This is a genomic window from Zoogloea sp., from assembly GCF_028689785.1.
In the GTDB taxonomy this organism is placed as follows: domain Bacteria; phylum Pseudomonadota; class Gammaproteobacteria; order Burkholderiales; family Rhodocyclaceae; genus Zoogloea.
The window spans coordinates 33,157-56,683 of record NZ_JAQVCN010000009.1 but is presented as its reverse complement, the minus strand read 5'-3'; the positions used below and the strand labels follow the sequence as shown (position 1 = coordinate 56,683).

Below are 23,527 nucleotides of genomic sequence, written 5' to 3'. Positions count from 1 at the left end.
GAGGTGCTCCTGAAATGTGCATCTTGATTGCGGCCGCGCGCAGCACCCCTGACGGGCTCAGGCCTGATCGATCTCGGTTTCGAAGCTGCACACGCCCTTGCCCGAGCCGCCCTTGTCCTGCTGCCGGTATTCCACGTTGACCTTCTGGAAGGCAAAGCGGACTTCTTCGATCAGCTCCGGAGAGCCGGATCCAACGATGCGGTGCCCGGTGACCCGCCCCCGTTCGATGGTTACGGTCAGGTAGTCGAGGCCGGTTTCACCGGATGCCTTGCGTACGCTGAGCACCGCCTTCTTGATCGGATCGTTGCGACGCAGGGCCGCCATCAGGCCCGTCGACGCTGCATCCACACGCTTGGTGATCTGCAGTTCGTGGATGGTGGTGCGCCCGCCCTCCCGGGAGGCCTTGTTCTGATACCAGTCCCCCTCGCATTCCATGCCCCAGGACCAGGCGATCACCTCGATCTCTCCGGCGTGCTTGGAATCACCGCTTTCACCCTTGATCGGCCCCTGACGTGCAGACTCGACCTTCAAAAACATGTCGCAGATGGCCATGGCCGCTCCCGAACGCGTGTCTGGATCTCATGCATGAGGCGGCCGCAAGGGCCGCCAGGCCCGCCCCGGAGCGCAATCAGTCCGGGGCAGCCCGATCATCAAGCCGGTTTGTTGGCGGGAATGTCCCACGCCGCCGTCTTCGCACCTCCGCCAGCACCCTTGGCATCCTGCGGAGTGTATTCAACCTTGAACTTGCCGAAGTTCAGCGTCACGTTCTCGGTCAGACGATCTTCGCCACCACTGCCCCCTGTCTGTACCGAAGACACAAGCACATCATTGAGGGTGATCTTGATGTATTCGAGGGGCTGATCGCCCGCCTTGCGCACCGTGAGCTTGGCTTCCTTGATGTGCGTACCCTTGCAGCAGGAAAGGATGAGCGGAGTGGACGCCGAATCCACCCATTTGGTGAAGCTCAGGTTCTGCACGTTCACCTTGCCGGCACCACTGCCAGTACTCACATGGGTGTTGCCGCTCTGGGAAAGTCCCCAGCTCCAGGCCAGCACGTCAATTTCCTTCTCGTGCTTGTCGTCCTTGGACTCACCCTCAATGCCGGTGAGTTTGAAAAACATATCGACTGCCATGATCTACCTCCGCGCTCCGCTAAATTGTGATCCACAAAAAGCCAGGATGGAGACGGAACCCACTTCCCCCCCGATCCGGCATCCGCCTCTCGCTTCACCCCTTGGGCGGGGATACCCCCCGCCTCTCGAGTTCCGTCAGGCTGCCTTCTGGGAAGGCAGCTTGGACACCAGCCTGAGGGACACGGTCAGGCCTTCCAGCTGGTAATGCGGGCGGAGGAAGAACTTCGAGGTGTAGTAACCCGGGTTGCCTTCCACCTCCTCCACCACGATCTCCGCCGCCGCCAGGGGGCGCCGGGCCTTGGTCTCTTCCGATGAATGGGCCGGATCCCCATCCACGTAGTTCATGATCCAGTCCTTCAGCCAACGCTCCATGTCGTCGCGCTCCTTGAACGAACCAATCTTGTCACGCACGATGCACTTCAGATAATGGGCAAAGCGGCAGCAGGCAAACAGATACGGGAGGCGTGCCGCCAGATTGGCATTGGCCGTGGCATCGGGATCATCGTACTCGGCCGGCTTGTGCAACGACTGGGCACCGATGAAGGCGGCGAAATCAGAGTTCTTCTTATGCACCAAGGGCATGAAGCCGTTCTTGGCCAGCTCCGCCTCACGCCGGTCGCTGATGGCGATCTCCGTGGGGCACTTCATGTCCACACCACCGTCATCGGTGGGGAAGGAATGCACCGGTAGCCCCTCGACTGCCCCTCCCGACTCGATGCCGCGGATCCGCGAACACCAGCCGTAATATTTGAACGAGCGGTTGATATTGACCGCCATGGCGTAGGCCGAGTTGGCCCAGGTGTACTTGCTGTGGTCTGCGGCGCCGGTATCTTCCTCGAAGGCAAACTCGTCCACCGGGTTGGTCCTTGCGCCATACGGCACCCGGGCCAGGAAACGCGGCGCGGCGAGGCCGATGTAGCGTGCGTCGTCGCTCTCCCGCAAGGAACGCCAGGCGGCGTATTCGGGGGTGCCGAAGATCTTGGTGAGATCCCGCGGGTTGGCGAGTTCCTGCCAGGAATCCATCTGCATCAGCGCCGGGCTGGCGGCGGCAATGAAGGGGGCGTGGGCGGAAGCCGAGATCTTGGCCATTTCACCAAGCAGTTCCACGTCGGGCGGTGTCTGATCAAAGTAGTAGTCGCCAACCAGGCAACCAAAGGGCTCGCCGCCAAACTGACCGTACTCTTCCTCATAGATGCGCTTGAACACCGGGCTCTGGTCCCAGGCCGTGCCTTTGAAGCGCTTCAGGTTCTTGTGCAGCTCCGACTTGGTGATGTTCATCACCCGGATCTTCAGCATCTCGTCGGTTTCGGTGTTATTGACGAGGTAATGAAGCCCGCGCCATGCCCCCTCCAGCTTCTGGAAGCTGGAGTTGTGCATGATCAGGTTGATCTGTTCCGAGAGCTTCTTGTCGAGTTGGGCGATCATCGCCTCGATGGACTTGACGACATCATTGCCCACCAGCTGGGTCTGGGAAAGCGCCTGTTTCGCGAGGGTCTCAACGGCCTTGACGACAGCATCCCGTGCCTCTTCGGACTTCGGCTTGAACTCCCTTTGCAGCAGCGATGCGAATTCGCTGCTTTCTGCCCCGGCAACGCCCTTGGCGTCGGCCTGAAGTTGCGGATCGACCATGCTCATATTCTCCGGTTGTTATTGGGTAGTGGCGCGCGGGGGTGATGACGCGCAGCGGGTTGTCGCCCGTTCAGCCTTCGGAAGGCTTCGGCGCCGTGGCAAGGGTCTGCAACAGGGCCGGGTCGTTGAGCAAGCGCCCCACCAGCTCTTCCGCGCCGGTCTTGCCGTCCATGTAGGTAATCAGGTTGGACAATTGCTGACGGGCCTCAAGCAGCTTGTTGAGGGCGTCGACCTTCCGGGCAATGGCGGCCGGAGTGAAGTCGTCCATGCTTTCAAAAGTCAGCTCGACATTGAGATTGCCTTCACCAGTCAGGGTATTGGGAACCTGGAAAGCCGCCCGTGGCTTCATCGACTTCATGCGGCTATCGAAATTGTCCACGTCGATTTCCAGGAACTTGCGCTCCGCAATCGGCGCCAGGGGCTCGGCAGGGCTGCCGGACAAATCTGAGAGCACCCCCATGACGAAGGGCAGCTGGACCTTCTTTTCGGCACCGTAGAGCTCCACGTCATATTCAATCTGAACCCGCGGCGCCCGGTTACGAGCAATGAACTTCTGACTGCTGTCTGCCATTTTGTGCCTCCATGTGGGGGTGGCGATACTGCACTGCGCAATTCGCCGGTATCACGACTCCGGATATTCGAAACGTGCTCCAACGACCTTTTCTGCCTGCCCCAGGCCATCGGGAGCAAGGTCGTTCATGAGCTCGAGGAAGTTCATGTTCATCATCTTCTGGGCCCGCCGCAGGACCATCGGAACCGGGCTGCCCGGTTCAGTGCGGGCCAGGAAATCACATAGCCGGTCGAGGGTCTGGAGCACGTCTGCACGGGAATTGATTTCCCCCGGGGCCGCAGGAGCCTTGACTGCCCCCGTGCTCACACTCCCCGTGTCGGCCGGTGTGGCATCGACGGATATGGAGTCGTCCTGCCCTCCTCCCGGACACCGCTCGACAAACTGCCGGACCGGGTAAAGAACAGTCTGAAACGGCTTGAAATCGATGCCGTCTGCAGCACCGACCCGCTCGGACAGGAGCACATCAATACTCTTGAGCAGCGCTTCGAGCTTCCGCACCCGGAGGGCAAGCCCCGGATCATCCGCCAGACCGGCGGTGATCAGCCCGATGACCTGCCCTTCCGACAATGCCTCCGTGCCGCTTCTGGGCTGCAGCCGCCCTGCGGCCACCTCCACGTCACGGACGACGAGCATGCCGATCTGGCGGGAGCGCACCACCCAGGCATCACGAACGGCCCCCACCATGCCTTCCGAGGCCAGCCCGGCCAGGGCATTGATCCGCTCGGTGGGGTCATCGTTGTCGTCCCGGTCGAGCATTGGGTGGACATGGTCCCAGAAGCGCTCAAGGAGGGAGAGTGTGAATTGCAGCCCGGCTTCCAGCCCGGCCAGACCGTCGGAATGGGTCAGCGCCCGGGTCAGTAAAACAGCAACGCGGAGATCCTTGCTTCGGGAGAAGAGCCCCTCAGAGAGCTTGCGCACTTTGGCCCAGTCCGGCCCCACGCCCTCGATCCGGGTGACGCCATCACCGTTACCCGCACCGAACTCGAGTTCGGGAGTCCCGTTGGCGGCCTTTTCAAGCTCACGGAAATCGTCGTCGTATTCCAGATTCGGACCACAAGGCAGATCGCCAGGCGTGGGTTCAAGCAATGCGTCCAGATTCACATTCACCCCCACCGCCCCATCACCCAGATTGGGCAAAGAATCATCATCAAGACCTCTCCTCTGAATGCCGGGAAGAGGAAAGAATATCTTGAATCAAAAGAAAACGGACTACACTTTTGCAGGCCGCCGCAGGCCTGTTTGTGAGGCTGAATTGATAACATATCCGCTTCCGATTTCATAGCATTCACGGTGGGCGTTGATTTCGATACGATCCCTCAGCCCACCGAGCCCATATTGGCATTACGCACGCCTTCGCCTTGAATCCACGTCTCGCGAAGCGATGAAAGCTCTTCACCATGATCGTCCTCGACCTGTGCTGTGACAGGGAGCACCGCTTCGAAGCCTGGTTTGCCTCCAGCGACGCCTTCGAAAGCCAGCGCACTACCCGTTTGGTGACCTGCCCCCATTGCGGTAGCAGTGACGTACGGCGCCTGCCTTCGGCCCCGTACATCCAGACCTCGTCCCATTCTGCCCCTGCCACTTCCGCCTCTCCCGACCCTCAGGCCATTGCCGCTCGCCTGATCGAAGCCCTGCGCAGCGCCGCCGCCAGATCCGAGGACGTGGGCGAGCACTTCGCCGAGGAGGCCCGCCGTATCCATTACGGCGACAGCGAGGAAAGAGCCATCCGGGGCAAGGCCGACAGGGAGGAGATGATCGAGTTGATCGACGAGGGCATTCCCATCCTGCCGGTTCCCCCGGACAAGGACGACATGCACTGAGGCTTGAGGTGGGTGCAGAACCCGCAGCAGCTAGTCTGGCGAACCGGAGCGTCGGGGGTCGAAGCGCGACAGCAGGCGATAGACCGGGTGGCGCAGGGGCGTGGGCAACACCGCACGCACCAGGGGCACAAAGCAGGCCAGGCGCTTCCAGAGGGGCATTCCGAGCAGACAGGCCCCCCGGTAGCCGCTCAGCGCCCTCTCCAGGGCATCCCGGAAAGCGTGGCGCAGATGGCTGGTTTGATCGAAACGATGGAGGATCAGGGCTTCCGGCAGGTTGCCGAAGCGCATGCCTGCCTTGGCGCAACGAAACCACAGATCGTAGTCCTCACTGCGCCGCAGATCGGTGCGGTAGCCGCCAACGGCCAATATCCGGCTGCGCCGGTAGGCCACCGTGGGATGAATAAGGGGGCAGGCCCACAGCTTGGCGAGAATCTCGTCGTGGGAAATCGGCATTGAACGGACTCTCCCCGGTGTACCGGCGCTGTCCATTTCCTGCGCAAAACTACCAACGACATCGATCGCCGGGCCGGCAGCAAAGGCTGCAAGCTGCCGGGCGAAGCGTTCCGGCAACGCCATATCGTCACTGTCGAAGCGAAACACGAGTTCGTGGCGGCAGTGCTGCAATCCGGCATTGAGGGCGGCTGCCAGCCCGACGTTGCGGGGCATCACCAGCGACTGGATGTTGAGGGCGGCACGATAGCGCTCGATGACGGCCCGCGCTGCATCGCCGATAGGCCCATCTTCAACCAGCACCACTTCCGAAGCCACGAGGCTCTGCCTGGTCAGACTCTCCAGGGCCTGCTCGAGATGCCCCGCATCGTCGCGCCTGTAGGTCGCCATCAGAACCGAGAATTCCGTACCGCTCAAACCAGACCTTTCAACCCTGCCAGCCCCGCGCCGGTGCGGGGAACGCATAAAGGCCCGACTCCCCGGGGAGTCGAGCCATACCGATGCAAATATCGGTGTAAACCTTTGAATAGTACTAGAAAACAGCCAAGGCAGTCACACCCAACCCGAACCGGGCGGGCCATGCAGGCAGATCAATGACGAATGCTTGCGAATGAAGCAGCCGCAAAAGGAGGCCCCAAGGCAGGATCGTATCCCGAGGCGCCGGGCCTCAGCAGCGAAGAAACTCCCGCGAACCAGCAACGATCTCGGGCAGTTCCAATACCCCCCTCTCCGCCGTGTCGAACGCATCTGGAACAAACAAAGGGGCCTGCCACTCCCCATCCATCAGAAAAGCCGTCACCTCCGGACCAAAGGCGGTGTTGCACAGCTTTCTGGCGAGCGCATCGAGAACTTGCTTCATCCGGATCTCCCGTCGGTCCGGCCCAGAGTGGGCCGACATCACTGTCGACGACACCAATCCTGAGTCAGCACCGTGACAGGCTTACGACAACCCCTTGTCAGGCAGGCTACACCGGGAGAGAAAGGGATTCAGGCACGCCGGAATGCTGCGCGTCCAGGAGACACGGGGGCGAAAACGGAAAAATCGCCTCAAAGAAAGGCAGGTAGCCCAAAAACAAAACGGGGAAAGCAGATTCTCTCGAATCATCGCTTTCCCCGTCGCATTCTGGAGCGGCAGAAGAGTCTCGAACTCTCGACCTCAACCTTGGCAAGGTTGCGCTCTACCAACTGAGCTACTGCCGCTTGGATCTACACCTGGAGGCGCGAGCCGGAGTCGAACCGACCTACACGGATTTGCAATCCGGTGCATAACCGCTTTGCTATCGCGCCGTCAATCTAAACGGGGAAGCTAGGCTTCCCCGGAAATTCTTTGGAGCGGCAGAAGAGTCTCGAACTCTCGACCTCAACCTTGGCAAGGTTGCGCTCTACCAACTGAGCTACTGCCGCTCGACAGACCGCCATTATAGGCAAAAAATTCTGGATGTCAAATCCGGATTGCCGCTTTCAGCGGCTACGCTTCATCAGCTCGGGCCAGGCACAACGCATGTAGTAGCCCATGGACCACAGGGTCAGAACCGCAGCCACATATATCAGCACGGTACCAAGTGCCATCCCGTCAAAACCGAACGCCGGGGCCTGGTACAACAGCAGAGGGATCGCCGACATCTGGGCCGCAGTCTTGAGCTTGCCGACAAAAGCCACCGCCACGCTGCCAGCCGCGCCCACCTTGGCCATCCATTCGCGCAGGGCCGAGATGGTGATCTCGCGGCCGATAATGACCAGCGCAATCAGGGAATCCACCCGGCCGAGGTGCACGAGAACGATCAGGGCGGCGGCCACCATCAGTTTGTCGGCCACCGGATCAAGAAAGGCGCCGAAGGCCGAGGTCTGACCGAGGGTGCGCGCAAGATAGCCGTCAAACCAGTCCGTCACCGCGGCAGCGATGAAGGTCAGCGTGGCCACCAGGTTCTTGTCTTCCGCGGAAATGACGGAATCCGGAAGGTAGTAGATGCCGACGAAAAAGGGGATCAGGGCAATGCGCGCCCAGGTCAGGGAGTTGGGGATATTGAAAAGCATGTCGACGTTTGCGGGCTATCGCATCGCATTGTATATCTGTTCGGCAAGGTGCCGGTTGATGCCTTCCACCCGGCACAGATCCTCTATCGTGGCCTTTCGCACACCCTCGATGCCGCCAAAGGCTGCCAGCAGCTTCTTCCGCCGTGTCGGCCCGACCCCGGCGATGTCCTCCAGGCGCGAGGTGTTACGGGTCTTGGCCCGGCGGGCCCGGTGGCCAGTGATGGCAAAGCGGTGAGCTTCGTCACGGATTTCCTGGATCAAGTGCAGTGCCGGCGCATCTGGGCGCATGTGTACCGGCTCACGCCCGTCGGGAAAGACCAGCTCTTCCAGCCCTGGCTTGCGGCTCTCGCCCTTGGCCACGCCAAACATCGTGATGGCCTCCAGCCCCAGCTCGGCCAGCACCTCCCGGGCCACTCCCATCTGCCCCTTGCCGCCATCGATGAGGATCAGGTCGGGGCGAACACCTTCGCCGGCAGCCACCTTCTCGTAGCGCCGGGTCAGGGCCTGGCGCATGGCGGCGTAGTCATCGCCGGCGGTAATGCCGGCGATGTTGTAGCGCCGATACTCGGACTTCTTCATGGCCTTGCCATCCCATACCACGCAGGAGGCCACTGTGGATTCACCCATGGTGTGGGAGATGTCGAAACACTCGATCCGGCTGGGCGTATCCGCCAAACCAAGGGCATCGCGCAGGGCCTCGAGACGCTGCTCCCCCCGACTGGACTCCTGCTCCCGCACCATCAGGGCCAGGCCGGCGTTGTTCTCGGCCATGCCCATCCACGCCCGCTCGTTCTCGTAGCGGGCAGCCATGACACCGACCTTGCCTTCGATCACCTCGTCGAGGGCATCCTTGACGACCACAGGGTCGACGTTGACCAGAATCTTTCCCGGCAACGGGTGATCCAGGTAGTGCTGCTCGACGAAGGCCACCAGCGCGTCCAGGGGCGTGCAGCCCTGGGCGTTGCTGGGGAACAGGGGCCGGTCACCCAGGTGACGCCCGCCACGGATCATGGCCAGGTTGACGCATACCATGCCGCCCCGCTCCACCGCGGCGAGAACATCCACATCTTCGTCCCTGGCGCTTTCGACGAACTGCTTGTGAAGCACGGCCTGCAGGTTACGGATCTGGTCGCGATAAACGACGGCCTTTTCGAAGGCCAGCGCGTCGGAGGCCTCCTGCATGCGCCTGGACAGATCGTCCACCACGTCACCATGGCGACCGTTGAGGAACAGGCTGGCCAGCTGCACGTCAGCGGCATAGGCATCCTTGTCGATCAGCCCGACACAGGGCCCGGTACAGCGCTGAATCTGGTGCAGCAGACAAGGGCGCGAGCGGTTGCTGAAGGTGCTGTCCTCACAGGTGCGCAGGCGGAAGATCTTCTGCATCAGATGCAGGCTCTCGCGCACCGCCCAGCTGTTGGGGAAGGGCCCGAAATAGCGCACGCCCTTCCGGAAGCCCCCGCGGTGATAGTAGATCTGGGGAAAATCTCCCCCCGACAGGGCGATGTAGGGGTAAGACTTGTCGTCCCGAAACAGGATGTTGTACTTGGGCCCGAGGCTCTTGATGAGATTGTTCTCGAGGATCAGCGCCTCCGCCTCGGAGCGGGTGGCGGTGATATCCACCCGCTGTACCTGCCCCACCATGATGGCGATCCGCGGACTGAGCTGGGTACGCTGAAAATACGAGGACACCCGACGCTTCAGATTCTTCGCTTTACCGACGTACAACACCGCATCGTCGGCCCCGATCATGCGATAGACGCCGGGCTCCTCGGTAAGGGTGCGCAGAAAGGCTTTGGCGTCAAAGGCCACGACCGCGAGCCCCGAATTCAGGCGAGGGCCCGCACGCCGTCACGGGCCGCGCAATAAGGTGCCCAGCCGGCCAGGGTGTCAGGATCTGCCGGCGCTGTCCCCGGCCTGGGGCGCAGTGCCATGATGCGCTCACGACTGCCCGCATGTGCCTCGGGGCGCCAGTTGTCGAGCAGGTCCACGGCCATGTCCGGGCGGTTGCACACCAGTACCATGTCGCAGCCGGCGGAGTGCGCAGCCTCGGCCCGGGCCACGATGCCCCCGGCCACACTGGCCCCTTCCATGGTCAGGTCGTCGCTGAAAATCACGCCTTGAAAGCCGAGCCTGCCGCGCAGCACATCCTGCAGCCAGAAATGGGAGAAACCCGCCGGACGGGCATCGATGTTCTCGAAGATCACATGGGCAGGCATTACACCGCCCAACTGGGGGGCGAGCACGCGGAAAGGAACGATGTCCTCGGCCCACACGGCTTCGAAGCTGCGGCTGTCCACGGGAATCGCCACATGGGAATCCGCCTCGACAGCGCCATGCCCGGGAAAATGCTTGCCTACCGCTCGCAGGCCGGCGTCGGCCAGCCCGGCCACCACCTCGCCGGCCAGCTCGGCGGCCACCTGGGGATCCCGATGGAAAGCCCGGTCGCCAATCACGCTGCTGACGCCGTAATCCAGGTCAAGCACCGGGGCATAGCTAAGGTCCACACCATGGGCGCGCAACTCGGCGGCGAGCACAAAGCCGGCCTGGCGGGCGCAGGCCCTGCCCACCGCCGGATCAGCCGCCCAGGCCTCGCCGAGACGACGCATCGCCGGCAGCCGGGTGAAGCCCTCGCGGAAACGCTGCACGCGCCCCCCTTCATGATCGACGGAAATCACCAGCTCCGGCCGGGCAGCGCGGATCGCCCCAGTGAGGGCGCGCAGTTGCTCCGGCTCGGCATAGTTGCGGGCGAACAGAATTACGCCGCCAACAAGGGGATGCTGCAAGATCTCCCGCTCTTCGGCGGTGATCTCGTGGCCAACAACGTCGAGCATGACGGGGCCGGGGAAGGCAGGAGAGGACTTCATGGTCTTTCGATGACGGCAAAAGCAACAACATAGTCGGCCTCGTCGGACAGGCTGAGATGAGCGCAGAGGCCCCGCTCCGTCATGTAATCGGCGAGGCTTGGTGAGTACTCGAAGTGGGGCTTGCCCAGCGCATCATGACCAACCCGCAGGGCGTGCAGCGTGGCCGGCACGGCGACGCCGGTGCCGAGGGCCTTGCCGAAGGCCTCCTTGGCAGCAAAGCGTTTGGCCAGGAAGCGGTCCGGGGCAGCGGCCGAATGAAATGCGGGCTGCTCGGAGACATCCAGGATGCGCTCGGCGAAGCGCACTCCGTGGCGGGTCAGCGCATCGGCCATACGGGCCACCCGCACGATGTCGGTGCCGACCCCGTAGATCACGCCGGCTCGCCGCGCTCGGCGGCTTCCCGCATGAGACGCTTCATCTCACGCACGGCCTCACGAAGACCGGTGAACACCGAACGGCTGACGATGGCGTGCCCGATATGCAGCTCGCGAATGCCCGGCAACCGGGCGATGGGCTGGACGTTGTAGTAATTGAGCGCATGCCCCGCGTTGAAGCGCAGCCCGAGCGCCCGTATGGCGGCGCCGGCCTGACGGATCTTGTCGATTTCGGCGAGCACCGCAGGGCTCTCCGCGTCGCGCCCGGCGCTGTGGAAGGCATGGGCGTAAGGGCCCGTATGGATTTCGCAGACCTTCGCGCCGATGCGCTCGGCTGCCTCCACCTGGGCGATCTCGGCATCAATGAAGACACTGACGATGATGCCTTCCTCGGCCAGACGCGCCACCGCATCCTTGAGGCGGGCCTCTTGGGAGACGATATCAAGCCCCCCCTCGGTGGTCACCTCGTGGCGCCCCTCAGGCACAAACATGGCCATCTGAGGCTTCAGCGCACAGGCAATACCAACCATCTCGTCGGTTGCTGCCATCTCGAGGTTGAGCTTGATCTGGGTGAGCTCGCCAAGCTTGCGCACATCGGCATCCTGAATGTGGCGACGATCCTCGCGCAAATGGACGGTAATCCCGTCTGCACCGCCCAGATGGGCCTCCATGGCCGCCCAGCAAGGATCCGGCTCCCAAGTGCGGCGGGCCTGACGCAGGGTGGCCACGTGGTCGATATTGACGCCAAGTTCGATCAAGACGGGTCTCCGGGATAGGCAAACAATTCGGTGAATACACGGCGGGATTGGAGCACCTGTCCGCCGAGGTAATGCTGGATGAGCCGGCGCATCAAAGCCTTGCTTTGGGCCAGGGTGTCGGGATCACGCAGATCCTGGTGGGCCATGTCGATGAGGGTCTTGCCGCGGACCACCGCCGGATCGTCGATCCGATGCTCGTCGAGGGCCACCGCGCCGCGCTCGATTATATAGGCGTAGTCGCTATCGGGCAGGACGGGCAAACCATCACAATCCGTCTCCAATTCAAGGCCGTATCCCAGCTCCTGGAGCAAGGCCAGCTCAAAGCGCCGAAGCACCACTTCCTGGGAATCGCCCACGGCCAAAGCCCGCAGAGCCTCACCGTAGGCCTGATAAAGGGCCGGATGCGCGTCCTCCCGAGGCATCAAACGCAGCAGGAGCTCATTCAGATAATAGGCACACAGCAGGGCCTGGCCGCCAAGAAGGGGCTGCCCCCCCTGCCACTCGGCCCGGACCAGGGTCTTCATCTCGCCGCCGCCGCTCCAGTCGATGAACAGGGGCTGGAAAGCCATCAACACGCCGCGGAGCTGCGACATGGGGCGCCGCGCCCCCTTGGCCACCAGGCCGATACGGCCGTGGTCACGGCTGAAGACCTCAACGATCAGGCTGGTTTCCCGATAGGGATAGCTGTGCAGCACGAAGCCGGGTTGCTGGTCTATCCGCTGCCTGGCACTCACGGCGGGCAGTTCCGGAAAGGCCTATTCGTAACCGAGGCTCTTGAGGGCCCGCTCGTCGTCAGCCCAGCCACTCTTGACCTTGACCCAGACCTCCAGAAAGACCTTGGAGTCGAAGAGCTTCTCCATCTCGAGTCTGGCTTCTGTGCCGATGCGCTTCAGGCGCTCGCCTCCCTTGCCGATCACCATGGCCTTGTGGGCAGACTTGTCCACAATGATGGCTGCATGAATGCGGCGCAGGCCGGGTTCGGCCTCGAACTTCTCGATCTCGACGGTCATGCCATAGGGCAGTTCCTCGCCAAGCTGGCGGAACAGCTTCTCGCGCAGGAACTCGGCAGCCAGGAAGCGCTCGCTGCGGTCGGTGATGTCATCCGCATCGAAAATAGGGTCTGCTTCGGGGAGGTAAGGCTGGGCAGCCTTGACGAGCTGATCGGTGTTGCGCCCTTTCTCGGCGCTCACCGGCACGATCTCGGCGAAGGGATAGACCGCGCTCATCTTCTGCAGGAAGGGCAGCATGCGGGCCTTGTCCTCAAGCAGATCCACCTTGTTCACTACAAGGATGACTTTGGCGCCTTCAGGCAAGAGCTTCACCACCTGTTCGTCATCGGGGCCGTAGCGGCCGCTCTCGATGACGAACAGCACCAGGTCCACGTCTGCCAGCACTTGGGTGACAGTGCGGTTCATGGCCCGGTTGAGGGCGTTCTTGTGACGGGTCTGGAAGCCCGGCGTATCGACGAAGATAAACTGGGCCGCCCCTTCGGTCAGCACCCCGGTTACCCGATGACGGGTAGTCTGGGCCTTGCGCGAGACGATGCTGATCTTTTGACCGATCAAACGGTTGAGCAGGGTGGACTTGCCCACATTCGGGCGTCCGACAATGGCAACGAAGCCTGTACGGAAGGGCTGGTCGGCGGCAGATTGGGTGTCGGTCATTGCTTGGGGAGAAGTTCCAGCGCCCGCTGGGCGGACTGCTGTTCGGCAGCGCGGCGGCTGACGCCTACGCCGCGGGTCTTGAGACCGAGGCCGGCGATCTCGCACTCGACCTCGAATTCCTGCTGATGAGCCTCGCCGCGGGTATCGGCAAGGGAATAACGGGGCAGCGCCATGCGCCGGCCCTGAAGCCACTCTTGCAGGGCCGTCTTTGGGTCTTTCAAGGCGCGGGCCGGATCCAGCCCGGCAAGCGAGGACGCGTAAAGCCGATCAATGACCGCCTTGGCTGCCTCGAAACCCGCATCGATATATACCGCCGCAAAGATGGCCTCCAGGGCATCGGCGAGAATCGACGGACGCCGGTGGCCACCACTCTTCAGCTCACCTTCGCCCAGACGCAGGTATTCACCGAGATTCAGGCCGTCAGCCAGCCGGTGCAGCGCCTCCTGACGCACGAGATTGGCCCGCAGGCGGGACAAATCACCCTCACGCAACTCACCGAAACGCCCGAACAGGGCCAGCGCGGTGACACAGTTGAGGACACTATCCCCCAGAAACTCAAGCCGCTCGTTGTGGGGCGACCCAAAACTGCGATGGGTCACGGCCTGTTCGAGCAACTCGGGACGGGCAAAGCTATGGCCGATGGCCCGCTGCAAACCTTCCAGCTTCATGTCGGCCTGATCAACGGGACGGCCCGGTGCTTGTCGAGAAATCGATGACGAGACTCACGTTGTAAAACAGGTGAATCTTGCGGGAGTAGTCGACAGAAATCACGATCCGGCCGTCTTCCTTGGTGATATCCAGGTCGGCGGGGGAAATGCTGGTGATGTCATCCACGGTGGCGCGCTTGGAGAATGCGTTGCGCAACTGGGAAACGCTGGCGTTTTGGGGGTCAGCCTCACCGGCCACCGCCGCGATCGACCGCTTGATGCCGTGATACTCGGTCAAGACCGGAATCAGCTTCAAACCCAACAGGACAAAGGCGCTAAGCGCGGCACCGACAAACAGCACGCCGATGAGGCTGAGGCCCGACTGACTTTTTCGCGTCATGATCAATGGAAGCTGCCGATGCGTTTCAGGTCGCTGAAATTGAACCAGATGAAGAATGCCTTACCGACAATATTCTGCTCGGGCACGAAGCCCCAGCCCCGACTGTCAAAGCTCCCGTCCCGATTGTCACCCATCATGAAATAGTGCCCATCGGGCACCGTGCAGGTCACGCCACGGCTAGTATAGGTGCAGTTGTCACGGTAAGCGTACTGGGTAATCTGGGAAACGAAGGCAGGTGCGTCATTTTCCACGATGATGCTGTGCTCGACCTCACCCAGCTTTTCGGCCCGGCGCGGCGAATAGTAGAGGCGGTCGGCGTGAAGATAATCGCCCTCCTCGCGCTGGGTCATGGCCACACCATTGACGCTGAGCTTCTTGTCGATGTACTCGACCTTGTCACCAGGCAGGCCCACCACACGCTTGATGTAGTCGAGGGACGGGTCGGCCGGAAAGCGGAAGACCATGACGTCGCCACGCTTGGGCTGATTCACCTCGATGACCTTCTTGTTGATGACCGGCAGACGGATACCGTAAGTCCACTTGTTGACGAGGATGAAGTCACCCACCAGCAGGGTCGGAATCATCGAACCAGAGGGGATCTTGAAGGGCTCGACGACAAATGAGCGCAGAAAGAAGACCACCAGGATGACCGGAAAAAAACTGGCCCCATACTCCACCCACCAGGGCGATTTGGCACCAACCGAACGCCGCTTGCTCGCAACAAATCGATCGAGGGCCCACAGGACACCACTCACGACCAGCAAGCCAAAAAGAATCAGGGCGAAATTCACGCAAGCACTCCTGCTGCCGGATACACCGGCTTATTTACCTTCATCGACCCGCAGCACGGCCAGGAAGGCCTCCTGCGGAATCTCCACGTTACCCACCTGCTTCATCCGCTTCTTGCCCTCCTTCTGCTTCTCGAGGAGTTTCTTCTTCCGCGTGATGTCACCGCCGTAACACTTGGCCAACACGTTCTTGCGCAGGGCCTTGATGGTTTCACGGGCCACGATGTTGGAGCCGATGGCTGCCTGGATGGCCACGTCGAACATCTGGCGCGGGATCAGCTCACGCAGCTTGGCCACCAGCTCACGGCCACGATACTGGGAGTTGGCCCGGTGCACGATGATGGACAGGGCGTCCACCTTCTCGCTGGACACCAGCACATCGAGCTTGACCAGATCGGCGGCACGATACTCCTTGAACTCGTAGTCGAGAGACGCGTAGCCCCTCGACACAGACTTCAGCTTGTCGAAGAAGTCCATCACAACTTCGTTCATGGGCATGTCGTAGATCAGCTGTACCTGGCGGCCGTGGTAGAGCATATCCACCTGGGCACCGCGCTTCTGGTTGCACAGGGTGATCACCGAACCCACATACTCCTGGGGCAGGAAGATGACCGCCTTGATGATCGGCTCCCTCACCTCCTCGACCTTGGAGAGATCCGGCAGGCGCGACGGGTTGGAGACCTGTTCGACGGTACCGTCCTTCATGAGCACCTCGTAGACCACGGTCGGCGCCGTAGTGATGAGGTTCATGTCGAACTCGCGCTCCAGGCGCTCCTGGACGATCTCCATGTGGAGCAGACCAAGGAAACCGCAACGGAAACCGAAACCCAGGGCCTGGGAAACTTCGGGCTCGAACTGCAAGGAAGCGTCGTTGAGGCGCAGCTTCTCGAGCGACTCGCGGAGCTGATCGTATTCGTTGGACTCCACCGGATAAAGGCCGGCAAACACCTGCGGCTTGATCTCCTTGAAACCGGCCAGCGGCTGCTCTGCCTTGCGGCTGGCCAGGGTGATGGTGTCCCCCACCTTCGCCGACTTCAACTCCTTGATGCCGGCGATGATGAAGCCTACCTGGCCGGCGGACAGCGAGTCGCGCTGCAGGGACTTGGGGGTGAACACGCCCACCTGCTCGCACAGGTGCTGATTGCCATTGGACATGAAGAGAATCTTGTCCTTGGGCTTGAGCACGCCATCGACTACCCGCACCAGCATCACCACACCCACGTAGTTGTCGAACCACGAGTCGATGATCAGGGCCTTGAGGGGCGCCTCCGGATCGCCCTTGGGCGGCGGAATCCGCGCAATCACCGCCTCCAGGATGTCCTCGACGCCCATACCGGTCTTGGCCGAACACGGAATCGCATCGCTCGCATCAATCCCGATCACGTCCTCGATTTCCTGCTTGGCACCGTCCGGATTGGCCTGAGGCAAATCCATCTTGTTCAGAACCGGCACCACTTCGACGCCCTGCTCCAGTGCCGTATAGCAGTTGGCCACGGTCTGGGCCTCGACACCCTGGGACGCATCCACCACGAGCAGCCCGCCCTCGCAGGCGGCAAGAGAGCGGGAGACTTCGTACGAGAAATCCACGTGCCCCGGCGTGTCGATAAGGTTGAGGTTATAAATCTGACCATCCTTGGCGCGGTAGCTCAGCGCTGCCGTCTGGGCCTTGATGGTGATACCACGCTCACGCTCGATATCCATCGAGTCGAGAACCTGGCTTTCCATCTCCCGGGCGGAGAGACCGCCACACAGCTGGATGATCCGGTCGGCCAGGGTGGATTTACCGTGGTCGATATGGGCGATGATCGAGAAGTTTCTGATGTGTTGCATGTGGGCCATGAAAAAGGGTGCCGGAGGGCACCCTGATAAATTTTGTTTGCCTGGCAAAGACTTGCATTCTAACCGATACGCCGGAAATGAGCACGAACGGCAGACTCATCGAGGAAGTGGTGGCAGATCTCGGTCTCGCCGTCGAGCACCACCGGCACCCACTCGCTCCACCGGGCCTCAAGGTCCTCGTGGGCATCCACATCGACCACGGTCACGCGAAAGCCCAGTTCATTCTGCAGGGGCTTGAGGGCATCAAGCAGTTCATGGCACAAATGGCACCACTCCCGGCTCAACACGGTGAGCTCACGATCAGCGCTCAAGGGATCGCACCGGCACGAAAGTCTGTACGTCACCACGCGCAATCAGCAAGGTCACGGCCTGCCCCGCATCCAGGCTGGCCACCGCACGGTTGAACTGCTCAACGGAACGGGTCTCGATACGCACCCCTTTGCTGACCAGCGCGAGAATCCCATCGCCCGCTTGGATCTCGGAGGCCCGGGCGGAGGCACTGCGCAGGGCTTCCACCACCACCCCGCCCGCGGCAAAACGACCATCCCGACGCTGCTCGGCATTGGGCTCGGCAACCGCGATCCCGAGCTTATTGGGCGATACCAGCTCAGGCTTGGGTAGGCGCGTCGCCACCTTGCGCGGCTTCTCTTCGGGCAACTCGGCCACAAGGACGGTCAGGTTTCTTGCAGCCCCCCGACGCCAGACCTGCACCGGCACCTTGCTGCCCGGGCGCGTCCCGCCGACGAGCCGCGGAAGATCAGTCGACACCTCCACGGCACGGCCATCGAAGCTCAGGACGATATCACCCTGCTCGAAGCCGGCCTTATCTGCCGGGCTACCCTTTTCAACGGAACTGACCAACGCACCTACCGGCCTGCCCAACCTGAAGCTATCCGCCAGATCCCGGGAGACCTCCTGGATGACCACGCCCACCCGGCCGCGCTGGACCCGACCGGCTACACGCAGCTGCTCCTGCACATTCATCGCCACATCGATGGGAATCGCAAATGACAGACCCATGAAGCCACCTGTGCGGCTGTAGATCTGAGAGTTGATTCCCACCACCTCCCCCTTCATGTTGAAGAGGGGGCCACCAGAGTTTCCGGGATTGATGGCCACGTCAGTCTGAATGAAGGGTACGAAGTTTTCCTGGGGCAAGGAGCGTCCCTTGGCACTCACAATCCCCGCCGTCACGGAATTCTCGAAACCAAAGGGCGAGCCGATGGCAACCACCCAGTCTCCCACCCGCAGCTTTGACGGATCCCCCAGACTCACCCGGGGCAAGCCCGCCGCCTCGATTTTCAGCAGGGCCAGATCCGTGCGGGCATCCGTCCCCATGACCCGCGCCCGGAACTCCCGCTTGTCCGTGAGCTTAACGACGATCTCGTCAGCACCGTCCACCACGTGGGCATTGGTCAGGATATGACCATCCGCAGACACGATGAAGCCTGAGCCCAGAGAGCGGTTGTCCGGTTCACTCCCCCGTGGCGCCCCCGGATGACGCGGCACAAAGCGGCGGAAGAAGTCGAACATGGGATCGTCCTCCTCTAGGCTGGGCACCCCCGGACGCACCTGGCGCACGGCCTGGGTGGTGCTGATGTTCACCACCGCGGCTCCCTGACGCTCTGCCAGCCCGGCAAAATCGGGAAGATCCCTCGCGACCACCGGCGCAGCCAGGGCCACGCAGAAGATCACCGCCAGACCACGAGAGGCTGCTTGAGCAAACACGGCGGCGATCATCGGCCACAACCTCCGACCGAAGAAGGGCCAGCAATACGCTCGATCTTCATGCTCCCCTCGGCCGCACCACTACGGGCACGCCCAAAGAGATACATCAGAACGCCTCCCGCGCCTCCCCCTAGCGCCGCTGCAAGATCGGGATTCCCATTCGCAGCCAATGAGGTACCCAGCGCAGCCCCCGCGAGCACCCCGAGGACGGGCGCCCCATAAGCAAGCAACGCAGCCCTGAGCGGCAGCCCATCATCCACAACGACGCTCACCCGCTCGCCAGGCAGGGCATCAACATCATTGTGAAGCCGCAACACGCGGAGCGCCTTGCCGAAAGGCCGGGCGATGTTCACGCCACCGCAGCCACCAGCCTCATGACAACGCCCGCAACCGCCCGAGACGGAGACCTCGACCCACACATGATCACCCTCGACACGACTCACCACGCCCTGCGCACGCATCACCGCTTCCGCATTTCCACGCCATCGGCAATCCGCACCAGCGCCTGCGCCGGAACTTCTCCGAGCGCGGTGATCCGGTGGTCGGCGACGGTGCGCCGGAAGATATTGAAGGAGCCGGACGCACTCAGGCCACTCTGGGCCAGGCCCTTGCCCGATTCGGGCTCAATGAACACCGAGATCGCGGCAAGCCCGTCGGAGAACACCACGTGATACGCCTCACCCCGCTCCTTGCGCGCCTGGCGCGCCACAGAAACCACCTGCCGGAACCCCGGGATGGTGTGCTTGAAGACCCAGCCGATGTCCTCGATCTTTACGTCGCTCCCCCGGGCATTCACCACCTTCCAGTCTGGAGAACGGGTGAACCGAGAGCGGACCTTTTCCTTGTCGAAGGGCGCGCCAATCTGTACTTCGGTGAACACGAACTGCTCGATGCTGTCACCCTTCTCACTCATCAGACGGGCGCGCAGCAACAGCCCGGTTGCCACATCGGCCCACAGATGATGGCCGAAACGCATATCGTCCCGGGGCTCGAGAATGATCTGCTGACTCTCCATTCCGGCCACTCGCGAGATCTCACCCTTACGGATCCGGTAGTTCTCTGCCAGCGCACTGGGAGATTGAGGCAGACGCGCCGGAAAGCTGCGCCGGGCACCAAACTGATCGACGATCAACAGCTTCTGTTCGGGAAGAAAGCACTGGACTTCATCATTGTTCCGCACCACCTCCCGCGGGCTGCCATCCAGCGCTTCAAGCTTCTCGTATTCGCCGTTGGCATCGACCAGATGGGTGACCCGCGACGTTTCCATGTGCTTGCCGCTCTGATAGGTAAAGGTACCCGAGTAATTGAGTTTGTGCGCCGCACTGGAAATCCGCCCCAGCCAGCTCAAGGGATCGTTCGGTACCTGGGCCAACACCGATCCGCAACCGGCAAAAACAAGCGCCAAGAAGCACAGGAAGCGCTTCATCACTCGCCGGCCATTCGCGTATCGGAAACGGAACGCACATACTGCGCGACCCCCGGCATGGCGGCAGAGGGAGCCATTGCCTGATGGGCAATCAGGTATTCGCGCTCGGAAGGTTCGGCTGCGACGAGCCGGGCCGTCTTCGAGGCATCGGCAACCGCAACGGCAGGAACCGGTTTTTTGAGCGCGGCCAGAGGAGCCGATGTCGAACCAGGCGCATTCAGGGTCATGGCCACCCAACCAACGGCAGCGACCCCCATCACCGACGCGGCGATCGGCATGAAGTGCCGCGCCCAGCCAACCCGACGGGGCTCAACCCGGGCCGGAGCCAACACCGTCGGCTCATCATCCAGCCGCAGCATGAGGCGGCTGGTGAAATCGGCCGACATCACCGGCTCATCCCGCAAGACATCTCCGATAAGACTGTAGTGATCCCATTCCCGACGCAGGCCACCATCCCGTTTCAGGGAGTCCAGCATGCGGGCAGATGCCGCCTCATCGAGGGCGCCATCCAGCAGGGCAGAAACTTTCTCTTTCATCGTCTTACCACCTCTTGTTCGGAGCCGTATCGAGCAACGGCTTGAGCTTTTCTGAAATTGCTTCACGTGCGCGGAAGATCCGCGAACGCACCGTGCCTATCGGGCACTCCATGATCGTGGCGATCTCTTCGTAGCTCAAACCTTCGATCTCTCGCAACACGATCGCAGTCCTCAGCTCCTCGGGCAGGGCCTCCATGGCCACATTCACCGTATCGCCGATCTGCTTTGTCATCAGCAACCGTTCAGGCGTATTGATATCGCGAAGCTGATCGCCCTCCTCGAAGGTCTCGGCCTCCTCCGAATCGAAATCCGTAGACGTAGGAGCTCTACGCCCTTGGGACACAAGGTAGTTCTTTGCAGTGTTGATCCCGATCCGGTACAGCCATGTGTAGAACGCACTGTCCCCCCGGAACGCCGGCAAGGCACGATAGGCCTTGATGAACGTCTCCTGGGCAACATCCTCCACTTCGGCAGGGTCCCGGATCAATCTCGACAGCAGGCGGCCAAGCTTGCGCTGATACTTGGAGACGAGCAGCCCAAAGGCCTGCTTGTCTCCACGCTGCACTCGCTCGACCAGCAACTGGTCAATTTCGCGATCACTCATGGTCGGGGAACGTGATCCTTCGTTGTCGTGACCGGAACGGTCACCGACCGCGGAGTATACCGCGAGACATCCTCATTCCTCGCCGAAGTAATCGCTAGACTGCAGGGCGCACGTATAGTTCAGTCACATGCAAGGTCTTCGGCATTCAGCGTGGCCGAGTGCCCATGCTATAGTCGGCCCTCCGTAATATCGCCCTTCGCGGCAACTCCAGAAGTGATCGCTTTCGATGTCCTCATCCTGGGCAGCGGCCTTGCCGGACAGTCCCTCGCACTGCGCCTTGCCGACAAGCTCAAGGTAGCCCTCATCACCAAGCGAACCCTGGAAGACAGCGCCAGCGCCTGGGCCCAGGGAGGCATCGCAGCGGTCCTCGACCCGGCCGACAGCACCGAAGCCCATGTAGCCGACACACATACGGCAGGTGCCGGGCTGTGCTCCGACGAGGCCACCCGCCACGTCGTCGAGAATGGCCCCAGGGCCATCCGCTGGCTGATCGACCACGGCGTCGCTTTCACCCCGGACACCAGCTCAGCCATCGGCTACCACCTCACCCGGGAAGGCGGCCACGGTCAGCGCCGAGTCATCCATGTGGCCGACGCCACAGGAGCTGCTGTGCAAGCCACCCTGACCGAGCAAGTCCGGGCCCACCCGAACATTTCGATCTTCGAACAACACATCGCGGTGGACCTGATCGTCGGCGACAAGATTGGCCGCCCCGGCGACGGCTGTCTCGGCGCCTATGTGCTGGATATCGCCAGCGACGAGGTCCGTACCTTCGCCGCCCCCCACACGGTGCTCGCCACCGGCGGCACCGGCAAGGTCTACCTCTACACCACCAACCCCGACACTGCCACGGGCGACGGAGTTGCCATGGCCTGGCGAGCAGGATGCCGGGTAGCGAACATGGAGTTCATCCAGTTCCACCCCACCTGCCTGTATCACCCCCAGGCAAAGTCCTTCCTCATTTCCGAAGCCGTACGAGGCGAAGGCGGCCTGCTGCGCCGCCCCGATGGTTCACGCTTCATGCCGGAGCACGACCCCCGGGAAGAACTGGCCCCTCGGGACGTCGTCGCCCGGGCAATCGACTTCGAGATGAAAAAGCATGGCCTTGACTGCGTCTTCCTCGACATCAGCCACAAACCCGCGGATTTCCTGAAAACCCATTTCCCGAACATCCTGGCCCGCTGCGCCGAGCTGGGTATCGACATTACCCGCCAACCGATCCCAGTCGTTCCCGCAGCTCACTACTCTTGCGGCGGGATCATGACAGATCTGCATGCACGCACGGACGTACCAGGCCTGCATGCCGTCGGCGAATCCGCCTGTACAGGCCTGCACGGCGCCAATCGGCTGGCCAGCAATTCACTGCTGGAATGCCTGGTCTTCAGCGAGGCTGCAGCCGACGACATTCTGAAAACCCCCCGCCGCGGTGCCGACAGCCTGCCCCAGTGGGACGAAAGCCGGGTGACGGATGCTGACGAAGCCATCGTGATTTCCCACAATTGGGATGAATTGCGCCGCTTCATGTGGGACTACGTGGGGATCGTGCGCACCAACAAGCGCCTCCAGCGCGCCCAACACCGCATCCGCCTGCTGGCCAGGGAAATCGACGAGTTCTACAGCCACTTCCGCATCTCGAACGATCTGATCGAGCTGCGCAATCTGGTTGTCACCGCCGACCTCATCGTTCGCAGCGCCTTGAAACGCAAGGAAAGTCGCGGCCTGCACTTCAGCAGGGATTATCCGGAAACCCAGCCCAAGGCCCGGAACACCGTAATCCGCCCAGGCCGGATCCGCAGCTGACGCTCAGGAATCGCCAAGGGCCTTCATCACCCCGGCAACCCGAAGACGCAGCCAGACTTGAAACTCGCGCCATTCGCCCGGGGTCATCTGATCTCGAAGAAGCAGAAGCACTCCACTGCGCCCACCCTGAGCTTCGCGCCAGGCCAACCACACTGCAGCACCGCTCACCACCGTCGCAGGCCGTATCACGACGGCCCCCTCATCCGCGACAAGGCCTGGGGCAAGCCGTAGCCCCCCATCATCCCCCAGCCCGATCAGGGACGATGCTCCCGGCGTCTTACGAAGCGCACAGAACAGAGACACGGCGACAAGGCCTAGGCCTGTCCAAGCCTGCCACCCTTGCGGCAGGAACAGACATGAAAAAGCCGCCAGGGCATGCCCGCCTGCCAAAAACAGAACGAGACGCCGTGACGGCCTGACTTCAATGACGTTCAAGATGCACGGCCTCCCGTGCTCTCC

Annotated in this window: 27 protein-coding genes and 3 tRNA genes; 2 read left to right on the top strand and 28 right to left on the bottom strand. The window is 62.1% G+C overall.

Annotation, left to right across the window (positions count from 1 at the left end; translation table 11 throughout):
• Window positions 1-57 precede the first annotated feature (57 nt).
• The 5 genes from PHI64_RS06670 to tssA all read right to left on the bottom strand — a co-directional run bounded on the left by PHI64_RS06670 (window position 58) and on the right by tssA (window position 4,470).
• Window positions 58-552, bottom strand: coding sequence for a type VI secretion system tube protein Hcp (locus PHI64_RS06670; RefSeq protein ID WP_299880501.1), 495 nt, complete (start codon window positions 550-552; stop codon window positions 58-60).
• A 98-nt stretch (window positions 553-650) separates the two neighbouring features.
• Window positions 651-1,133, bottom strand: a complete 483-nt coding sequence (locus tag PHI64_RS06665) for a type VI secretion system tube protein Hcp (protein WP_299880498.1) — start codon at window positions 1,131-1,133, stop codon at window positions 651-653.
• Window positions 1,134-1,268: 135 nt separating this feature from the next.
• Window positions 1,269-2,762, bottom strand: a complete 1,494-nt coding sequence (gene tssC, locus PHI64_RS06660) for a type VI secretion system contractile sheath large subunit (RefSeq protein WP_299880495.1) — start codon at window positions 2,760-2,762, stop codon at window positions 1,269-1,271.
• 70 nt (window positions 2,763-2,832) lie between these two features.
• Complete coding sequence (tssB, locus tag PHI64_RS06655; protein ID WP_299880492.1) at window positions 2,833-3,333, bottom strand: type VI secretion system contractile sheath small subunit; 501 nt, start codon at window positions 3,331-3,333, stop codon at window positions 2,833-2,835.
• A gap of 51 nt (window positions 3,334-3,384) precedes the next feature.
• Window positions 3,385-4,470 carry a type VI secretion system protein TssA gene (tssA, locus tag PHI64_RS06650; protein ID WP_299880489.1) on the bottom strand — a complete coding sequence of 362 codons (1,086 nt, stop codon included), beginning with the start codon at window positions 4,468-4,470 and terminating at the stop codon, window positions 3,385-3,387.
• Window positions 4,471-4,730: 260 nt separating this feature from the next.
• On the opposite strand from tssA, the gene PHI64_RS06645 reads away from it, so the two are divergent.
• On the top strand, window positions 4,731-5,153 hold the full coding sequence (locus tag PHI64_RS06645; RefSeq protein ID WP_299880486.1) for a DUF1178 family protein: 423 nt from the start codon (window positions 4,731-4,733) through the stop codon (window positions 5,151-5,153).
• Between the two features lie 30 nt (window positions 5,154-5,183).
• Here PHI64_RS06645 and PHI64_RS06640 read toward each other — a convergent pair whose 3' ends face one another.
• The 22 genes from PHI64_RS06640 to rpoE all read right to left on the bottom strand — a co-directional run bounded on the left by PHI64_RS06640 (window position 5,184) and on the right by rpoE (window position 21,268).
• The gene (locus tag PHI64_RS06640; RefSeq protein ID WP_299880483.1) at window positions 5,184-5,993 is read right to left on the bottom strand and encodes a glycosyltransferase; all 810 of its coding nucleotides are present in this window, start codon (window positions 5,991-5,993) and stop codon (window positions 5,184-5,186) included.
• Window positions 5,994-6,270: 277 nt separating this feature from the next.
• Complete coding sequence (locus PHI64_RS06635) at window positions 6,271-6,462, bottom strand: hypothetical protein (protein WP_299880480.1); 192 nt, start codon at window positions 6,460-6,462, stop codon at window positions 6,271-6,273.
• A gap of 265 nt (window positions 6,463-6,727) precedes the next feature.
• Window positions 6,728-6,803: transfer RNA gene (locus tag PHI64_RS06630), tRNA-Gly, on the bottom strand.
• A gap of 13 nt (window positions 6,804-6,816) precedes the next feature.
• Window positions 6,817-6,890: transfer RNA gene (locus PHI64_RS06625), tRNA-Cys, on the bottom strand.
• Window positions 6,891-6,931: 41 nt separating this feature from the next.
• A tRNA-Gly gene (locus PHI64_RS06620) sits at window positions 6,932-7,007 on the bottom strand.
• Between the two features lie 57 nt (window positions 7,008-7,064).
• The gene (pgsA, locus tag PHI64_RS06615; RefSeq protein WP_299880477.1) at window positions 7,065-7,637 is read right to left on the bottom strand and encodes a CDP-diacylglycerol--glycerol-3-phosphate 3-phosphatidyltransferase; all 573 of its coding nucleotides are present in this window, start codon (window positions 7,635-7,637) and stop codon (window positions 7,065-7,067) included.
• Window positions 7,638-7,652: 15 nt separating this feature from the next.
• Window positions 7,653-9,449, bottom strand: coding sequence for an excinuclease ABC subunit UvrC (gene uvrC / locus PHI64_RS06610; protein ID WP_299880473.1), 1,797 nt, complete (start codon window positions 9,447-9,449; stop codon window positions 7,653-7,655).
• Window positions 9,450-9,466: 17 nt separating this feature from the next.
• Entirely contained in the window at window positions 9,467-10,504 is a 1,038-nt protein-coding gene (gene nagZ / locus PHI64_RS06605; RefSeq protein WP_299880470.1) for a beta-N-acetylhexosaminidase, read from the bottom strand.
• Entirely contained in the window at window positions 10,501-10,878 is a 378-nt protein-coding gene (gene acpS / locus PHI64_RS06600; RefSeq protein ID WP_299880467.1) for a holo-ACP synthase, read from the bottom strand. Before acpS ends, nagZ begins: the two co-directional genes overlap by 4 nt.
• Complete coding sequence (locus tag PHI64_RS06595; RefSeq protein WP_299880465.1) at window positions 10,875-11,636, bottom strand: pyridoxine 5'-phosphate synthase; 762 nt, start codon at window positions 11,634-11,636, stop codon at window positions 10,875-10,877. Before PHI64_RS06595 ends, acpS begins: the two co-directional genes overlap by 4 nt.
• Complete coding sequence (recO, locus tag PHI64_RS06590) at window positions 11,633-12,370, bottom strand: DNA repair protein RecO (protein ID WP_299880462.1); 738 nt, start codon at window positions 12,368-12,370, stop codon at window positions 11,633-11,635. The genes PHI64_RS06595 and recO overlap by 4 nt, the downstream gene beginning before the upstream one ends.
• A 21-nt stretch (window positions 12,371-12,391) precedes the next feature.
• Complete coding sequence (gene era / locus PHI64_RS06585; RefSeq protein ID WP_299880459.1) at window positions 12,392-13,300, bottom strand: GTPase Era; 909 nt, start codon at window positions 13,298-13,300, stop codon at window positions 12,392-12,394.
• Entirely contained in the window at window positions 13,297-13,968 is a 672-nt protein-coding gene (gene rnc / locus PHI64_RS06580) for a ribonuclease III (protein WP_299880456.1), read from the bottom strand. The genes era and rnc overlap by 4 nt, the downstream gene beginning before the upstream one ends.
• A gap of 10 nt (window positions 13,969-13,978) precedes the next feature.
• On the bottom strand, window positions 13,979-14,347 hold the full coding sequence (locus PHI64_RS06575) for a DUF4845 domain-containing protein (RefSeq protein ID WP_299880453.1): 369 nt from the start codon (window positions 14,345-14,347) through the stop codon (window positions 13,979-13,981).
• 2 nt (window positions 14,348-14,349) lie between these two features.
• Window positions 14,350-15,138: a signal peptidase I gene (gene lepB, locus PHI64_RS06570; protein ID WP_299880450.1), complete on the bottom strand. Its 789-nt coding sequence runs from the start codon at window positions 15,136-15,138 to the stop codon at window positions 14,350-14,352.
• Between the two features lie 30 nt (window positions 15,139-15,168).
• Window positions 15,169-16,965, bottom strand: a complete 1,797-nt coding sequence (gene lepA, locus PHI64_RS06565) for a translation elongation factor 4 (RefSeq protein ID WP_299880606.1) — start codon at window positions 16,963-16,965, stop codon at window positions 15,169-15,171.
• 68 nt (window positions 16,966-17,033) lie between these two features.
• A complete protein-coding gene (locus tag PHI64_RS06560) occupies window positions 17,034-17,285 on the bottom strand; it encodes a glutaredoxin family protein (RefSeq protein WP_299880447.1) in 252 nt (83 codons plus the stop codon).
• Entirely contained in the window at window positions 17,275-18,714 is a 1,440-nt protein-coding gene (locus PHI64_RS06555) for a DegQ family serine endoprotease (protein ID WP_299880444.1), read from the bottom strand. Before PHI64_RS06555 ends, PHI64_RS06560 begins: the two co-directional genes overlap by 11 nt.
• Entirely contained in the window at window positions 18,711-19,163 is a 453-nt protein-coding gene (locus tag PHI64_RS06550; RefSeq protein WP_299880441.1) for a SoxR reducing system RseC family protein, read from the bottom strand. Before PHI64_RS06550 ends, PHI64_RS06555 begins: the two co-directional genes overlap by 4 nt.
• Window positions 19,163-20,077, bottom strand: a complete 915-nt coding sequence (locus PHI64_RS06545) for a MucB/RseB C-terminal domain-containing protein (protein ID WP_366945149.1) — start codon at window positions 20,075-20,077, stop codon at window positions 19,163-19,165. Before PHI64_RS06545 ends, PHI64_RS06550 begins: the two co-directional genes overlap by 1 nt.
• Window positions 20,078-20,127: 50 nt before the next feature.
• On the bottom strand, window positions 20,128-20,664 hold the full coding sequence (locus PHI64_RS06540) for a sigma-E factor negative regulatory protein (RefSeq protein ID WP_299880435.1): 537 nt from the start codon (window positions 20,662-20,664) through the stop codon (window positions 20,128-20,130).
• Between the two features lie 4 nt (window positions 20,665-20,668).
• The gene (gene rpoE, locus PHI64_RS06535; RefSeq protein ID WP_296565846.1) at window positions 20,669-21,268 is read right to left on the bottom strand and encodes an RNA polymerase sigma factor RpoE; all 600 of its coding nucleotides are present in this window, start codon (window positions 21,266-21,268) and stop codon (window positions 20,669-20,671) included.
• A 213-nt stretch (window positions 21,269-21,481) separates the two neighbouring features.
• On the opposite strand from rpoE, the gene nadB reads away from it, so the two are divergent.
• A complete protein-coding gene (gene nadB / locus PHI64_RS06530) occupies window positions 21,482-23,068 on the top strand; it encodes an L-aspartate oxidase (RefSeq protein ID WP_299880428.1) in 1,587 nt (528 codons plus the stop codon).
• A 3-nt stretch (window positions 23,069-23,071) separates the two neighbouring features.
• On the opposite strand, the gene PHI64_RS23560 is transcribed toward nadB, so the two are convergent.
• The gene (locus tag PHI64_RS23560) at window positions 23,072-23,503 is read right to left on the bottom strand and encodes a protein YgfX (protein ID WP_366945147.1); all 432 of its coding nucleotides are present in this window, start codon (window positions 23,501-23,503) and stop codon (window positions 23,072-23,074) included.
• Window positions 23,504-23,527: the final 24 nt, after the last annotated feature.

Bases quoted from the DNA above. Each gene is read 5' to 3' on its own strand.
- PHI64_RS06640 (WP_299880483.1), bottom strand. From the start codon at position 5,993: ATGGCGACCTACAGGCGCGACGATGCGGGGCATCTCGAGCAGGCCCTG.
- PHI64_RS06635 (WP_299880480.1), bottom strand. From the start codon at position 6,462: ATGAAGCAAGTTCTCGATGCGCTCGCCAGAAAGCTGTGCAACACCGCC.
- PHI64_RS06665 (WP_299880498.1), bottom strand. From the start codon at position 1,133: ATGGCAGTCGATATGTTTTTCAAACTCACCGGCATTGAGGGTGAGTCC.
- PHI64_RS06645 (WP_299880486.1), top strand. From the start codon at position 4,731: ATGATCGTCCTCGACCTGTGCTGTGACAGGGAGCACCGCTTCGAAGCC.
- nagZ (WP_299880470.1), bottom strand. From the start codon at position 10,504: ATGAAGTCCTCTCCTGCCTTCCCCGGCCCCGTCATGCTCGACGTTGTT.
- era (WP_299880459.1), bottom strand. From the start codon at position 13,300: ATGACCGACACCCAATCTGCCGCCGACCAGCCCTTCCGTACAGGCTTC.
- tssB (WP_299880492.1), bottom strand. From the start codon at position 3,333: ATGGCAGACAGCAGTCAGAAGTTCATTGCTCGTAACCGGGCGCCGCGG.
- rnc (WP_299880456.1), bottom strand. From the start codon at position 13,968: ATGAAGCTGGAAGGTTTGCAGCGGGCCATCGGCCATAGCTTTGCCCGT.
- tssC (WP_299880495.1), bottom strand. From the start codon at position 2,762: ATGGTCGATCCGCAACTTCAGGCCGACGCCAAGGGCGTTGCCGGGGCA.
- pgsA (WP_299880477.1), bottom strand. From the start codon at position 7,637: ATGCTTTTCAATATCCCCAACTCCCTGACCTGGGCGCGCATTGCCCTG.
- PHI64_RS06555 (WP_299880444.1), bottom strand. From the start codon at position 18,714: ATGATCGCCGCCGTGTTTGCTCAAGCAGCCTCTCGTGGTCTGGCGGTG.
- lepA (WP_299880606.1), bottom strand. From the start codon at position 16,965: ATGCAACACATCAGAAACTTCTCGATCATCGCCCATATCGACCACGGT.
- rpoE (WP_296565846.1), bottom strand. From the start codon at position 21,268: ATGAGTGATCGCGAAATTGACCAGTTGCTGGTCGAGCGAGTGCAGCGT.
- PHI64_RS06540 (WP_299880435.1), bottom strand. From the start codon at position 20,664: ATGAAAGAGAAAGTTTCTGCCCTGCTGGATGGCGCCCTCGATGAGGCG.
- PHI64_RS06575 (WP_299880453.1), bottom strand. From the start codon at position 14,347: ATGACGCGAAAAAGTCAGTCGGGCCTCAGCCTCATCGGCGTGCTGTTT.
- PHI64_RS06550 (WP_299880441.1), bottom strand. From the start codon at position 19,163: ATGCGTGCGCAGGGCGTGGTGAGTCGTGTCGAGGGTGATCATGTGTGG.
- PHI64_RS06670 (WP_299880501.1), bottom strand. From the start codon at position 552: ATGGCCATCTGCGACATGTTTTTGAAGGTCGAGTCTGCACGTCAGGGG.